13 protein-coding genes are annotated in these 14,514 nt (G+C 64.2%); 8 read left to right on the top strand and 5 right to left on the bottom strand.

Going from position 1 to position 14,514, the window contains the following annotated elements; translation table 11 throughout:
- Positions 1-44 precede the first annotated feature (44 nt).
- Positions 45-842, top strand: coding sequence for a class I SAM-dependent methyltransferase (locus HRU71_12020; GenBank protein QOJ04165.1), 798 nt, complete (start codon positions 45-47; stop codon positions 840-842).
- A 109-nt stretch (positions 843-951) separates the two neighbouring features.
- Here HRU71_12020 and HRU71_12015 read toward each other — a convergent pair whose 3' ends face one another.
- Entirely contained in the window at positions 952-1,206 is a 255-nt protein-coding gene (locus tag HRU71_12015) for a hypothetical protein (protein QOJ04164.1), read from the bottom strand.
- Positions 1,207-1,467: 261 nt separating this feature from the next.
- Between HRU71_12015 and sppA the strand changes: the two genes are divergently transcribed.
- Entirely contained in the window at positions 1,468-2,469 is a 1,002-nt protein-coding gene (sppA, locus tag HRU71_12010; protein ID QOJ04163.1) for a signal peptide peptidase SppA, read from the top strand.
- A gap of 315 nt (positions 2,470-2,784) precedes the next feature.
- On the top strand, positions 2,785-3,630 hold the full coding sequence (locus HRU71_12005; GenBank protein QOJ04162.1) for a hypothetical protein: 846 nt from the start codon (positions 2,785-2,787) through the stop codon (positions 3,628-3,630).
- 47 nt (positions 3,631-3,677) lie between these two features.
- On the opposite strand, the gene HRU71_12000 is transcribed toward HRU71_12005, so the two are convergent.
- A complete protein-coding gene (locus HRU71_12000; protein ID QOJ04161.1) occupies positions 3,678-4,175 on the bottom strand; it encodes a DinB family protein in 498 nt (165 codons plus the stop codon).
- A 345-nt stretch (positions 4,176-4,520) separates the two neighbouring features.
- On the opposite strand from HRU71_12000, the gene HRU71_11995 reads away from it, so the two are divergent.
- Positions 4,521-5,252 carry an SDR family oxidoreductase gene (locus tag HRU71_11995; protein ID QOJ04160.1) on the top strand — a complete coding sequence of 244 codons (732 nt, stop codon included), beginning with the start codon at positions 4,521-4,523 and terminating at the stop codon, positions 5,250-5,252.
- Between the two features lie 39 nt (positions 5,253-5,291).
- Here HRU71_11995 and HRU71_11990 read toward each other — a convergent pair whose 3' ends face one another.
- Positions 5,292-5,999, bottom strand: coding sequence for a hypothetical protein (locus HRU71_11990; GenBank protein QOJ04159.1), 708 nt, complete (start codon positions 5,997-5,999; stop codon positions 5,292-5,294).
- 365 nt (positions 6,000-6,364) lie between these two features.
- On the opposite strand from HRU71_11990, the gene HRU71_11985 reads away from it, so the two are divergent.
- The 4 genes from HRU71_11985 to HRU71_11970 all read left to right on the top strand — a co-directional run bounded on the left by HRU71_11985 (position 6,365) and on the right by HRU71_11970 (position 11,171).
- Positions 6,365-7,807 (top strand): tetratricopeptide repeat protein, encoded by a 1,443-nt coding sequence (locus HRU71_11985; GenBank protein QOJ04158.1) that lies wholly within the window; start codon positions 6,365-6,367, stop codon positions 7,805-7,807.
- 13 nt (positions 7,808-7,820) lie between these two features.
- Complete coding sequence (holA, locus tag HRU71_11980) at positions 7,821-8,867, top strand: DNA polymerase III subunit delta (protein ID QOJ04157.1); 1,047 nt, start codon at positions 7,821-7,823, stop codon at positions 8,865-8,867.
- A 23-nt stretch (positions 8,868-8,890) separates the two neighbouring features.
- Entirely contained in the window at positions 8,891-10,525 is a 1,635-nt protein-coding gene (locus HRU71_11975) for a hypothetical protein (GenBank protein QOJ04156.1), read from the top strand.
- A 61-nt stretch (positions 10,526-10,586) separates the two neighbouring features.
- Positions 10,587-11,171 (top strand): methyltransferase domain-containing protein, encoded by a 585-nt coding sequence (locus tag HRU71_11970; protein ID QOJ04155.1) that lies wholly within the window; start codon positions 10,587-10,589, stop codon positions 11,169-11,171.
- Between the two features lie 3 nt (positions 11,172-11,174).
- On the opposite strand, the gene HRU71_11965 is transcribed toward HRU71_11970, so the two are convergent.
- Together HRU71_11965 and HRU71_11960 are read right to left on the bottom strand one after the other, a co-directional pair.
- Entirely contained in the window at positions 11,175-11,708 is a 534-nt protein-coding gene (locus HRU71_11965; protein QOJ04154.1) for a hypothetical protein, read from the bottom strand.
- Positions 11,709-11,914: 206 nt separating this feature from the next.
- Positions 11,915-14,365: a DUF4968 domain-containing protein gene (locus HRU71_11960; protein ID QOJ04153.1), complete on the bottom strand. Its 2,451-nt coding sequence runs from the start codon at positions 14,363-14,365 to the stop codon at positions 11,915-11,917.
- Positions 14,366-14,514: the final 149 nt, after the last annotated feature.

Here is a 14,514-nt window from a genome sequence, read left to right as displayed (position 1 = left end):
CGAAGCAGCATGGGGATCGCAGCCAATAGAGGATCGAAGCACGCATGGCAAAGTTCACCGCACGCACGGCTGACAAGTTCGTGCTCTACCAGGAATCGGTTCAATCGCCCGAAGCGGAGATTGATTTCATCGACCGCGTCTATCGGAAAGAATACGGGCGTCTTCCAACGCGCTTCCGCGAGGATTTCTGCGGCACGGCGCTGATCTCCTGCGAATGGGTACGGCGGCGGCGGGACAACGTCGCCTGGGGCGTGGACCTCTGCGCCGACACGCTCGCATGGGGCCGCCGGAACAATCTCTCGAAACTGTCCGCCGAACAGCAAAGGCGTATTCACCTGCTGCGGCGCAACGTGCTGCACGTCACGAAACCGAAGGTCCAAGTCGTCGGCGCGTTCAATTTCAGCTTCTTCGTTTTCAAAACACCCGAGCTGTTGACGGCGTATTTCACGCAGGTGCGCCGTTCGCTCGCGCGCGACGGGCTGTTCGTGCTCGACTCCTACGGCGGCTGGGAATCGCAGAAAGTCATGCAGGAGCGCACACGTTACAAGGGGTTCACCTACGTCTGGGATCAGGCCGCCTACAACCCGACCACCGACGACGCCATCTGCCACATTCACTTTGAGTTTCCCGATGGCACGAAGCTGAAGCGCGCCTTCACCTACGACTGGCGGCTGTGGACGATTGGCGGCATCCGCGACTGCCTTCGCGCCGCAGGTTTCAAATCGTCACACGTCTACTGGGAAGGCACCGGCCGCGACGGCGAGGGCAACGGCGTCTTTCGCCGGGCCGAGCGCGCCGAGAACTGCCCGGGCTGGCACGCCTACATGATGGCGCTGCCGTAAGCCAAAATGAAAAAGCCAATTGCAAAATTGCAATAGACGTTAGGAGACGACGCGTCACTTCGCCCGCCGGAGGGAGCGTCTTGACGCTCCAAGAGGCGATGAACGCGCCCTACGCCAAGAATCCCTCCAGCTGCGCCGCGATTTCCTCCGACCCCAGCGCCTCCCCCGCGTTGAGCCGCGTCAGAATTTCCGCCACGCGCGCCTTGCCGGTCTCTTTCTTCAAGTCGAGCAGAAACCCGTCGAAGACGTGCTCGCCCGCCATCGCCCGGTTGATCTCCTGCTCCTTGTTCTTCTCCTCCAGCTCGGTGAAGTACACCACGCGATACGCACGGCCGTACCCCGCCTCGCGATAAATCTCAAACATCGTCCGATCACTTGCTGCCATCCTGGGTACGTTAACCAGCGCGGCACGATCCGACAACCGCCGATGACTAAGTGAAGCCGCGATCAGCATTCACCTGTGGCACTGGCGTCTCGCCTGTGATTCACCCGCCGCGGCGGGTGCCACACCCGATGAATCATTCTGCGGCTCCACTTAGAATCCTCGTCGACGGCCCGATCGAGGCCTTCTGTTCGGCCGCCAGTCAAGCCGCCGCCGATATAGAGTGGAAGGAGATCACCCCACATGGTTCCATGCTTTCATCGTCGCGTCGTGCTCTGCGTGCCTGGCGTACTCATGCTGTGCATCGTCGGCTGCGCGCCGACCGGCAGCTTCAAGGTCACGGCGCTTCCGGCCGACCTGTCGCTCAAGGAGCGCCTGGTCATCACCGAGTCGATCTGGGAATCCAACCGCATCGCGCTGATCGAAGTCTCCGGCATTCTGATGAACAGCCACCAGATGGGTCTGTTCTCCGAAGGCGAGCATCCCGTTTCATTTCTCGTCGAAAAACTCCAGGCCGCGGCGAAGGATGACCGCGTCAAGGCCATCGTGCTGCGCATCAATTCGCCGGGCGGCAGCGTGACGGCGAGCGACACGATGTACGAGGAACTCCTCGCGTTTCGGAAGAAGACCGGCAAGCCGGTGATCGCCTACTTTCAGGATGTTTCGGCGAGCGGTGCGTACTACCTTTCGTGCGCCGCGGATGAGATCATCGCGCAGCGCACAAGCGTGACCGGTTCGATCGGCGTCATCATGCAGATGATGGATGTATCGGGCACGCTGGGCAAGATCGGTGTCGTGACGGACGCAATCACGTCGGGCGCCTTCAAGGACGCCGGCTCGCCGCTGCGAAAAATGAAGCCCGAAGAGCGCAAGGTGTTTCAGGACCTGGTCGACGGCTTCTATAATCAATTTGTCGATATTGTCGCCGCCGGGCGGCCGAAGCTGACGCGCGAGCAGATCGTGAAACTGGCCGACGGCCGGGTCTACAACGCCCAGCAGGCCCTGGAGGCGGGCCTGATTGATCGAATCGGGACCTTGGACGACGCCCTGACCGCCGCGAAGACCCGCGCCAACATAAAGCGTGCCAACGTCGTGGTTTACCATCGCCCGTTGGATTGGACACCGAATATCTACGCCCGCGGCGGGCCGGAAAGCCCGGCCAATGTTAACGTTTTCAACTTTCAACTGCCTTCGCTCTTTACAGGAGGCCCCCGTTTCATGTATATTTGGCGTGTGGAAGGGTAGGGTCGTGGCAGAATCGTCGTGCGGTAAGGCCTTTGCAATTCACGTGTTGCGGATAGCCGTCGTCTGACCTCTCCCGCAACTGGCTAGAATCCCGCGGCGAAAAAGGCGTCAGTCTGCCAAGCCCAGGTGGGAATGCCTTTCGTCAGGAGCGGTATCTCTATGCCGCTGCGGATGAAGTGTACATCCTGTGGCAAGGATCTTTCGCTTGATCCGGTCTTCGCCGGAGCGAGCTGCAAATGTCCGCGCTGTCGAAATGTGTTACACGTTCCGCGCGCCGGTGTTGAAGCCGCTGCAAGACCTTCGCAGCGCCCCGCCATGCCGCCTCTCGCGGCCGCCACGCCGAACCGAATCAAATCCCGCGCCGGCGCCCCCGCTCGTTCCTCGGGCAGCCAGGCTGCGAAGCCGACACGATGGGCGTCAGCGAGTTATCTCCCTCGCACGCTGACGGCCAAACTTCTCACGGGTGGAGCGGCGGCGTGCCTGTTCATCGGCGTCGGCCTGACGGTGTGGCTGTGGACCGGCGAAGGTCGGAGCGAGCCGCCGACAATTGTCGCCATGACGCCACCGGTCAGCGCGACGCCGGTTGAGCCCTCGCCGCCCGCCCCGTGGGATCCGAAAACGGCCATCCTCGAATCCAATCCCAAAACCACTTATTTCGGATTGCCGCTCGAGGGCAAGACCATCGGCCTCGTCGTTGACAACGATCGCACGATGGCTCCGTACATTGACCGACTCGCCGCCGTGACGAACTCGCTGACCCGCTCGGAACATCTCCAGGGTCGGCGGTTCGGCATCGTCCGCCCTGCCAATCGAGACCGCAGCAACATCGTCGAAGTGGCCGAGCCGTCGGGCGATCTTGAGGGTGCCCGCAGCGTCCTGGTCTCCCGTGTGCCCACCGGCGACACCGATCTGCCCCGCGCGCTCCTGACCACGCGCGGCTGGTATGCCGATCAACTTTTCCTCTTGTTGAGCAAGCCCGTCGATAACGAGCAAATGGCCCTGCTGACGCAGGCGGCCGAGCAGTCCGGCGCGATCACGCACGTCGTCGCGCTGGGGCAGGCGGCCGAGCAGGACCTCTCGCCCATCGCCAACGCCACCGGCGGTCGGTTCATCCCCGTGACCGACGATCTGCTCGACGACCTCGTACGGCGTAGCGAATAACCCCGACTCGCTCGATCCGAGCGATCACCCTTTGTGAACGAGATTGACTACCGCAGCGGTGCCAGTCCGCGCATCCGCCGGATCATCGCGATCTGCCCCCCGTGAAACGTCTCATGCGCGCCGGCCATCGCCGCGGCCCCGGCGCAGTCGCTGAACATCGGGTGCGGGTCGCCGGCTGTCGGGCGTGACAGCATGGCGTCATCCATCGAGCGGATGAGTTGCAGGGTGCTGTCCTGCGTCTTGTGGAAAAACGTCTTGATCTCGCCGAGCGAGGGATAACCCGCCGGGCCGTTGGTGGGCCTCGACGCGCGCCCGAACAGCTTCAGATACGGCTCCGGCGCGAAGTCGGTGAATGACTTGCCGAAGCAGCGCACGTGGACCAGCCCGATCTGCGACACGGCGAGGTGCGCCACCTGCCACGCGACATGGCCGAAATCCGGGATCGGGCAGTCATACCACGACGATTCCGGAAGGTCGCCGAGCAGGCTAAGCGTCCACTGGCGGGCGAGGTGCAGTCGATTGGCCAACAACTCGGCGACGTTCATGCGTGAGCTCCTTGAGAACAACGTTGCGTTGCGACGATGCGTCGCGGCATTTTATCCGGTTGCGGGGAGGTTCGCCAAAGCCAGGTGGGTTCGTGGCGGGGTCTTTCGCGCGTGCGTAGAATCTCCTCATGCAAACGGTGGTCGCCCTCGTAATCGTCGCGTGCGCTGCGGTCGCCCTGATCGTCCGAATCGTGCAGGCGCTGCGCCGTCCGTCAGCCTGCGGTACATCCTGCGGGTGCGCCGCTTCGAGTCGTTCAGCTGCGCCGTCAGCCGAAACGGACCGACTCGGCACGCGACGCGAATTGATCGAAATCAGCGTGACCAGTCGGCGAGCGGATGCGGAGAATGGCCGTGTCACTTGAATTGACCCAACCATCGCTGGCGGGGCGCACGGTCCTGGTCACCGGCGCCGGGCGCGGCATCGGCCGGGCCATCGCGCGGCGGCTTGCGGCAGCCGGGGCGAGCGTGGCATGTGTCTCGCGCAGCGCCGATCAAATTCAGCAGACGCGCGACTTGGTGACGCAACAGGGCGGCCGAGCGCTGGCGCTGGTGGGCGACGTGTCGAACGACGCCGACGTGCAGCGGATCGCGGAGGAAGCGCGTGCGACGTTTGGGCCGATCGACGTGCTCATCAACAACGCGGGGTTCGCGTACTTAAGTACGCTGGCGGACTTGCAACCGGAGGCGTTTGAACACCTGCTGTCGGCCAACGTTCGCTCGGTTTATCTGTGTACGCGGGCGGCCTGGCCTGATCTCGTGCGGCGGCGCGGCGCGGTGGTGAGCATTTCGTCGATGGCGTCGTTCGATCCGTTCCCGGGGCTGGCGGCGTACGGCGCAACGAAGTCTTTTGTCAACTTATACACCCGTGGCCTGGCGGTCGAGGGCGCGCCGCACGGTGTGCGGGCCTACGCCGTCGCGCCCGGGGCCGTCGAAACCGAGATGTTGCGCGGCGCGTTTCCGGAATACCCCGCCGAACAAACCCTCGCTCCCGACGACGTGGCGGCACTGGTGGAGACGCTGCTCTCACCGGCCTGCCGATACATCAGCGGGCAGACGATTCCGATCAATAAACCGTGATCAGCCCCGGCGCGCCGGCCTACCGGCCCGTGCAGCCGATTATGCGTAATGCGCCTTGAGCTTCTTTTTCCACCGGCTCGGATGGCGATCATCATCGGATGCGTCCACCGGTTTTTGCGCCGGCTCGCGCATGGGAGGATCAACCGGTGCGGCCCGCCCACCGGGACATGATCCGCAGCCGCTGTCCGGCTGGGGAGGGGGCGTAGATGGCGTGTTGCGATACACCGGCGAGCCGGGTCGTGCGGGAACCAGGTCCGGCAAGGGCGCGTTGAGATTGCGGGGCGCGTTCGCGCGGTTCGGCGCCGCACGATAGGTTCCCGGTGAAGCACTCTTGCTCGGTGATCGATAGCCCATCGATCCACTGCTTGTGCCGTTGTTATTTCGATAACCGGATGACGTCGAGCCGCCCGATGAGGACCGATTGCCCGGCGAGGGGTAGTTTCGGTAGCCCGTCATCGGCTTGGATTGCGGTGACATGGCCATGTCGGCATCACGGGCGGGGTAACATCCGACCGTGAGGCTCGCCAAGACGATGATTGCTACTCGAAGGAGCGCCGTTGAGCCCGTTGTGCCCAAAGTGAATTGAAGACGCGTCGCGCGATTCGCCTGAACGGCGATCTGGTTGCGAAGAAGTTCGTGCCCCATCGCCCCGTCCCCCCACCTGCGCCGGTCGAAGCGATGATTCGCCGGCTTGTGTGAATCCGCTCCGGGCGTCCGATTCGCGACGGCCTGATACCCTCGTCGCATGGCGGCATTGTTCGCCCGGCCGGCCAGGCCCCATTTTCAGTATTGAAAATGCAGACCAGACCGCCAACGGAGCCTTCATCGAATGGCAGCTCTGCCGGGTTGACTTCTACCGGGCGACGTGCGCGGGAGGCATCGTGACAGGGTCTGTAACGCCATTCCTATCGGCGCATCGGCCTCGGAGTACCGTTAACTCGTTCCGGTTGGGCGCGGTTACGAACAGCGCCTATGAAATGCCTCGTTGACGTGATGTCCCGACCGCTCGCAGACTGCCCACGAGGAGCATGTTTGCCCGATAAGAAGGTAACGAAGGAGTCGGCCGCATTTCGCGCGACGCCTGCACGATCCGACATCCGCTTGAAAAGTTCATGCACATGGTGATTGCCCGGTTTGTCATTCTCGCGATTTTCATCCGGTCGCTAGGTGGAACGCTCGCAAACGCAACCCCCCTTCCCAATCGCCCGGAAACCTTCGAGTCGCCCGAAGCTCCGCTGGTCGAGCAAACCGATGGTGACGGCGAGAAGGCAACGTCGGAGACCAAGCCCAACGCCGCACCCACGCCGCCGATCGTCAAATCACGAACCGTTCGCGTCGGCTTTCAGACAATGGATGGTCAAGAGGCCCCCACCTCCGCCGAGTTGTGGTTCACCACGGATCACGGTCGCACCTGGACCAAGGCCCACGATGCGACGCTCGATACCGGTGCGGTTCGCTGCGCGCTCCCCGGCGACGGTGAATACGGATTGTTCCTCGTATTGCACAACGAAGCGGGTCCGTCCTCGGACGCCCCCCGGCCGGGCATCGCGCCGCAAACCTTTATTCGCGTCGATGCCACGTCGCCGGAGGTGCAACTCTTGAGCCTCACGGCCGACCCGGATTTCTCGGTGAATCGAGAAGTGCATCTTCGCTGGCGCGCAGCCGACGCGGCGATGGCCGACCGCCCCGTCGCCATCGACTGGCGGACCGAGACCTCAAAGACCTACCGCCGAATTGCCGAGGGGCTGCCCGATATCAGCGCGTACCGCTGGACCGTGCCCGGCGACGTGAGCGGCCGAGTGGAGATTCGCCTGACCGCGCGCGACCGCGCGGGGAATGTCGGTCAGTACATCTCCGACCGGCTTCTGATTACGGCCGATGGCGCGCGGGTCCGCGGCGCGGACGATGCAGCGGCCGATTCGGATATGGTGGATTCGCTCTCTGCCGATGGAACCGAACGCGGCGCGAGCGAGTCGCAGCGCATGAAAGCCGGTCCTCGCAGATCGGAGCCTCTCACTCCTGCCGGCGAGCCGGATGCCGGCGCGACGCGGGTCGATGTGAAGACCAGCCGCGACGCGAAAAAGCGATTCGATCTGGGAACGTACCATCGGCTTCGCGGGGAATACGATCTCGCGGTCGTGCGGCTGCGCGAAGCGCTGAAACTCGACCCGAACCTGCTCGACGCCTGGCACGATCTGGGCGGGATTCTCATTCTCCAAGGTCGGCTGGAGGACGCCGAGCGCGCCTTCAAGACTGCGCTGGCCAAGTCGCCGCAACACGTGCCGTCGCTCCGCGGGCTGGCCCTTGTTCAAGCGCGGCGAGGCGATTACAACTCTGCTCGTCGGACGCTTGACGCGGTACTCGCAGCCGCCCCCGACGACGTGGAGGGGCTGCTTGCCGCTGGCGACGTCGCCCTGTTTAGCGGCGACCGCGACGCGGCTCGCGAAGCGTGGACCCGCGCGGCGACCCATGCCGCGTCCGACCCCGACGCACGCCGGCGAGCCGAAAAGCGGCTGGAGTTGTATCCGCCGCGCCCGGCCGTTGCCGCACCCTGACGAAAGCCCAACCGTGGCCACGCGAAAATCCACTCCCCCACCCATCGCCACCGAGGCGACGAAAGGCCCGCTGCCGGTATACGTCATCTTTGGGTCGGATTCGTTCCTGCGGCTTGAAGCCTTGCAGCGCATCCTGCGCGACCTGCTCGGCGACCAGCCTGACTCGATGGCGCTGGCGGAGTATGAAGGCCCCACGACGACCATCACCACGGTGCTGGATGAACTTCGCACGCCGTCGCTGCTCGCGCCGCAACGCGTCGTCCTCGTGCGCGACGCGGACGATCTGCTCAAGAGCGACCCCGAAGCGGAGATCACCAACCGCGAATTGCTGGAAAAGTACCTCGGCGCGCCGACCCCCACCGGTGTGCTGATTCTCGTCTGCCGAACCTGGCAGCGAACCACTCGTCTCTACAAGCTGGTCGAGAAAATCGGCCGCAACATTCCCTGCGACCCGCCCAAGCCGCAGGATGTCCCCGCGTGGATTGTCGCACGGGCCAAATCCACTTACGGCGTCTCGCTCGACTACGCCGCCTCACGCCGGCTCGCCGAGCTGGTCGGTGCGCGCCTGGGCATTCTCGACATGGAGCTGGCCAAGTTGGCGTCATTTGTCGCGCCGCGCACGGCGATCACCCAAGCGGACGTTGAGCAAATGGTCGGCGCGACCCGAGAAGAAGTCATCTTCCGAATCACCGACGCGATCACGCGCGGCGACGCCCCGGCGGCCCTCGCCATCTGGGATCAGGTGCTCGCCACCGACCGCAGCGCGCCCTACCGGGCGGTCGGCGGGCTGGCCTATGCCTTTCGTCGCCTGGCCGAAGCCAAGCACCTCGTGGAACAGGGCGTCACCGCGAGGGAAGCGGCTCGGCGGCTGCGAATCTGGAGCGATTACGGCCTCGAACAGCAGTTGGCCCGATTTCCCCTCGCCCAATGGTACGATCATCTGTTAAAGTTGCTGAAAATCGACCTCGACGCCAAGACCGGTCTTGGCGACGTGAGAACGAACGTAGAGAAACTGGTCATCGGTTTGAGCCGGCCTGCCCGGCCCGCCGCGCGAGTCTGACGAACTGCTTGAGGACGCTGGTTATGTCGCGAATGTTGAATACGCGCTTGGGATTGCTGGTTGTTGCCGGATGCATCGGCGTGATCGCAGGGTGCTCGGACGGAGCGATGTCGGACTGGGACTGGTTCGGCATGAAGAAGAAAGAAGAGAAGCCCAGGACGCGCGCGACCGCCGGCACCGATCGGCCTTCGTCCGGCGAAGCCGCCGCGGCCGCGCCGGCCAAGACCGGCGCCGACGACGCCAAAGCGCGCGAAGTGGATCAGAAAGTCGAGCAGTACGTCAGCTCGATGAATCCGCGCTACCAGCCGGGCTACGAAAGCAACGATTTCAATTCCAAGATCCGTCGGCAGGAAGACCCCAATCGCCACGCGCGCATTCAACAGACCGCCACGCGCCATCGCAACGGCGATACCGGCCCGGATCGCACGCTGACGGATGACAGCAAAATGTCGCCGCCTGCTTCGTCGGATGGGTCGCCGGTATACGGCGCGCGCACGGCGGAACCCGGCTCGACGCCGACGAAGAATGAATCGCCGACGAGCGACGCCGACAATGGCCGACCTCGACTGGCGGATCCGAGCGACGCGAACGATCCGCTCGTGAAGCCGCAACCCGCGATGCAGCGCGACGACGGCGCGAAGAAGCCGACGGCACCGGGCGCGGACCGAGCCAATCCGGCGAACAAGCCGACGGATGCAACGCCGGGCGCGACAAACAAGCCCGTGACGGAGGATGAGCCGTTCGACGATGAGGTGGACGCGAGCGAAGCCGAATCGTCCGCCGCCTCATTATTGACGGATGCGAAAACTGATCCCGCGCCGGCTGCGACGAAGCGCCCGCCGGTCATCACGAACTTGAGCGTCGAAGCGTCGAATGAGCCGATGGCCAAAACGCCGGACGCACGGGCCGAAGGCCCATCGACTCCCGCGAGCCTGTCGCCGCAAAAGGAGACCGTGATCGTCGATACGCTCAAGCAACGCATCGAGGAACAGGAGGCGAAGGTCGCGGCCGATCCCAACAACATCGAGGAGCAGTTCCGCCTGCGGATTCTGTACCTCGCGAGCGGGCAGGATGAGAAAGCCCTTGCCGCCATCGACGGCATCAACGCCGACGTGCTGGAGATCATGCGGGCGCAGCTGTCGGCGCTGATGACGGCGCGATCCAGCGCCCAGCGCGACCCGGCGACGTGGGCCAATCGCCAGATGGAGGCAATTGAGAAACTGCGACACCTCGTAGCCGAGCGGGCCGATTTGCGGGTCAGCAAGGTCGTCATCTGCCGGTCGATCTCGCAGTTCGGTCAGTACGAGCCGATCGACCCGCCGACGTTCAAGGTCGGCGCCGAATCGCGGTTCCTGCTCTACGTGCCGATTGAGAACTTCAAGTGCGAGCGGACCGAGTCGGGCCAGTTCCGCACGCTGCTGTCGCTGCGGTTCAGCCTGATCGACCCGGAGGGGCGCGAGCGCTGGACCGACAAGATCGAGAACGTCGAGGACATCTCGCGCGACCGCCGATCGGACTTTTTCTTCGGCTACCCGGAGAACGGCTTGAAAATCCCCAGGCAACTGGGCGAGGGCGAGTACACGATCAAGGTCGAAGTCGAGGACGTCCTCGCGCAGAAGATCAACAGCAACACCGTCAGGTTCAAGCTCGTGCCGTAGGGCGTCGCGCGACCCCGTGCCAATGGATTCCGTCGGCTCCACCTCCTGGCATAATCGACACTTGTCAGTATTTCACACGCTGGATGAACTGCTCCGCGCCGACGGCGTGAAACACCCCGCGATCGTGCTCATCGGCCCCGGCGCGGTCACGCGCCTGGCCGCGCCCTTCTTGAGCGACGGCTCGCGACGAGCCGGGCCGCTGCGACAGCTCATCGCCGACGTGGCACGCTACGCCGACCAGGTCGTGCGACGCGTGCCGTTTGCATCGCTACGCTCGCTGGAGCCGGTCGAACTCCAAGCGACGCTGTCGATGCCGTTTGAATTGACCGTCGTGGATCGCTCGGCCCGCGTTCTGGAAGCCGTCGCACGCGACCTGCCCGGCGTCCGGCGCCTGCAAATGGACATCGCCACGCAACCGATCACGCCTGCGGCGATCGATGCATCCGCCGCGCCGTTGCTCGCCGAGGTTGTGATTGCTTTCAACGTGATCTGTCGATCAAGCGACCCGCCGCGTGCGATGCAACACGTGATCGATGTGATCCGCCCGGGCGGCTACCTCCTGGTCGATGATCGCTCCGCGGCGGCGTGCCTGCTGGAGCATCCGTTCGAGCACGTCGCGCCGAAGATTCACCGCCGCCGCGGTTGATGATCACTTCGTCGACGTGCACGAGTGCCAGTGGCCGATCAAGACAATCACAAACCACAATCCGCCGACGCCGTAAGCTGCCGCGCCGTACCAGTAGTGCTCGGGCCATTGCTCGGCCAGCCCCTGCACGGCCGCCCCCGCGCCGATCGCGTAAAACAGAAAGAACACCAGCAGAAAGCTGCCGAAGAAATAGCGATCCGTATCGCGCAGCCTGCGGTTGCTCTCCAGCCATTCCTCCCACGTGACGATGCCCTCGATGTGAGGCTCGACGTGCAGCTTGAGGTAGCGCCCCGCGCGGATGATGCTGTTCTGTTCCATCAGGAACGCGATCATCATGATGATGATCACGAACGGCATCGACGCCGAGGCGTACATCCCGACCGATTCGCGGGCGAAGTACCCCACCGCCGGGATCAGCAGCGTGCCGATCACCAGCAGCGCGAATATCCGCGCCTTGCTCGTGCGAATCTCATCCCGAAGCGTCAGGTACTGCTGCTTCATGAACTCTTCCGTCGACATGGCTTGCTCCTGCGACATGATAGGCTCCTGGTGTAGCCGATTGGCAACCGCGGCGAGGATCATCAAATGGAACCCGCCGGGAACATCATACCACAAGTGAATTAAGGGGAATTGACGCACGCTTCACGGCGGGTCGACCGGGCGCGGCGGCCCTTTCGCGTGTGCGCTGGCTCGATGCGTCGAGTACGCACCCTGCGTTGGGACTCGTCAGGAATTGCAAAGCGTTAGACCTTGCGGATCACCGCCAAGGCGTCGCCGGGGTTGAAGCGCTTCAGGCGCACCCAGAGCGCCCGCGATTTCTTGTCGTACCGCCACGTGTCGGCCGCGCGCTCGAACCGTCGCGTGTCCTTGCATTCCGGCAGCTCCCGGCCGGTCAGTTCCACCGCCGCGGGCGGTTTCAGCATGCCGTTGAACTTCACCAGAACCGTCTTCGGCGCGAACGCGTCGCGGCCGGTGCGCCGGACAAGCTTCAGAACCATCGCGTCCTGTTCGCTGAAGGTCTCGTATTCATCCAGCAGGTAGCGGCCTTTCTGATAGTCATAGGTACGACCGTCGTCGTTGTAAAAGCAGCCACGCCCGCGACCGGGAAAGACCGAAAGAATCAACTCGGCCAGGGGTTTGTCATCGACGAACTGCACCGGGCGGCGCATGGGAATGATCGCGCCGGCGCGAGCGAACATCGGAATCGTTTCGAGATCGACGGCGATCTTGTGCTCGGCGTCGCCGGTGCGCCGCGCGCCGTCGTCAAAGCCGTACCACTCGCCCGGCGGCAGGCGGAACTTCCGCTCTTTCGCCCCCTCGTGCACAACCGGCGCGACGTACAACTGCCGCCCGAAGAGAAACTCGTGTTCGATCTTGTGCACGTCCACCATCTCGGGATAGTCGAGAAACACCGGCCGCAGCAGCGGCGCGCCGGACTTGGTCGTGTATTGCATTTCGGAATACAGGTACGGCAGCAAGGCGTAGCGCAACTCGATGGCGGAGCGATTGATTCGCTCGTGCCGCCTGCCAAAGGACCACGGGTCCTGCTCGGCGCCGCCGGCCGTGTGCGTGCGGCAAAGCGGATAAAAAATACCCAGTTGCAGCCAGCGGGTGTACAGCTCTGGCGAGGGATACGCCCGGAATCCGCCGACATCGGCTCCGCAGAACGTCACGCCCGAGACACTCATCGACAGCAGCATCGGGATGCTCATCCGAAGGTGATCCCAGGTCGAAGCGTTGTCGCCGGTCCACACGGCCGCGTAGCGCTGCACGCCGGCGTAGCCCGCGCGCGTCAGCACGAAAGGCCTTTCGCCGCGTCGCAGGCGCTGCATGCCCTCAAAGGTAGCGCGGGCCATCTGCATGCCGTAGACGTTGTGCGCCTCGCGATGGTCGGTCGGCTCGCCTTCGTTGTCGAAGCGAACCGTGAGCGGGATCGTGCCGTCGCCATGGGTGAAGTCGGCCGGCTCGTTCATGTCGTTCCAGAAGCCGGTGACGCCGTCGGCGATTAGACTTTTGTATAAATCTCCCCACCACCGGCGCGTCGCCTCGCGCGTGTAATCGGGAAAGACGCTCTCGCCAGGCCACACTTTGCCGACGTAGACGTGCCCGTCGGCGTCGCGGCAGAAATGATCGCCCGCCGCGCCGCTCTCGAAGACGGAATAGCCGCGCTCGGCCTTGATGCCCGGATCTATAATTACAACCGTCTTGTACCCATGTCGCGCCAGACCGGCCAGCAACGCCGACGGATTGGCGAAACGCTTCGGATCCCACGTGAAGCAGCGGTAGCCGTCCATGTAATCGATGTCGAGGTAGATCGTATCGCACGGAATCTTCCGCAGGCGGAACTCCTTCGCGATGCGCTGCACGCGCTTGGCCGATTCGTAGCTCCAGCGGCATTGCTGATACCCCAGCGCCCACATCGGCGGCAGCGGCGCCGTGCCGACCAGCCGACCGTAACGCCGAACGACTTCGCACGGCGTCGGCCCGGGAATGAAGTAATAATCCAGCTCCCCGCCGTCCGCGCCGAACGACCACGCCGTGCGCGACGTCTTGCCGAGATCAAAAAACGTGCGGTACGTGTTGTCGAAAAACAGCCCGTGCGCCTGCCCGCGCGACAGCACGATCACAAACGGATGCGTCTGATACAGCGGATCGGTGTACGGCTCGTGCTCGGCGGCGTCGTGGTTCCAGTTGACGATCGCGCCGTTGCGCTTGTCGAGCGGCGGGCCTTTCTCGCCGAGGCCGAAGAAATGATCGTCGCCATGCAACGCCTTCCAGCAGCGAATCTCCGGCCCGTCCCACGCCATGCCCTTGCTGGCGTCGTCGGCCGCGATGAGGTCGCCTTCGTTCGTATGGAACGAAATGCGACAGGGCCGCCGCGCGATGCGCACGCGAAGCTGATCCGTCACCATCTCGAGGTGTTCGTCGTGCTCCTCGAGGCCGAAGGGCACCCGCGTCACCGCATCGGGCTGCACGGCCCAGGAGAAATCCCGCCGAAATCGCCCGCGCGGCGCGAGCCGCACGCGGATCATGTCCTCACGCTCCACACTCAAGCACACGCGCGCTTCGCCGCACTCGATGATCAGCGCGTCGTCCTCGGTGCGGTACGACGTGATGTTGCCCAGCGATTGCCAGCCGCTGCGCTCGCGCACCGTGATCGCCGCCGGTAGGCCGCCGTAACGCGTTGTGGTCATTCCCACTTTCCCCGCAAACACAACGCGGCGGACCCTTCGGCCCACCGCGCGAACCGGTCTCTCACGAATGGAAACAGCCGTGCAATGTACCGGCGCGTTTCCCGCCGGTCAAACCACGCGCGGCGCGCGACCGCGTCAATGCACGCGAA

The organism is Planctomycetia bacterium (assembly GCA_015200345.1).
In the GTDB taxonomy this organism is placed as follows: Bacteria; Planctomycetota; Phycisphaerae; order UBA1845; family UTPLA1; genus PLA3.
Note: the sequence above shows the minus strand (reverse complement) of the source record. Positions and strands in the feature narration are given on the sequence as shown.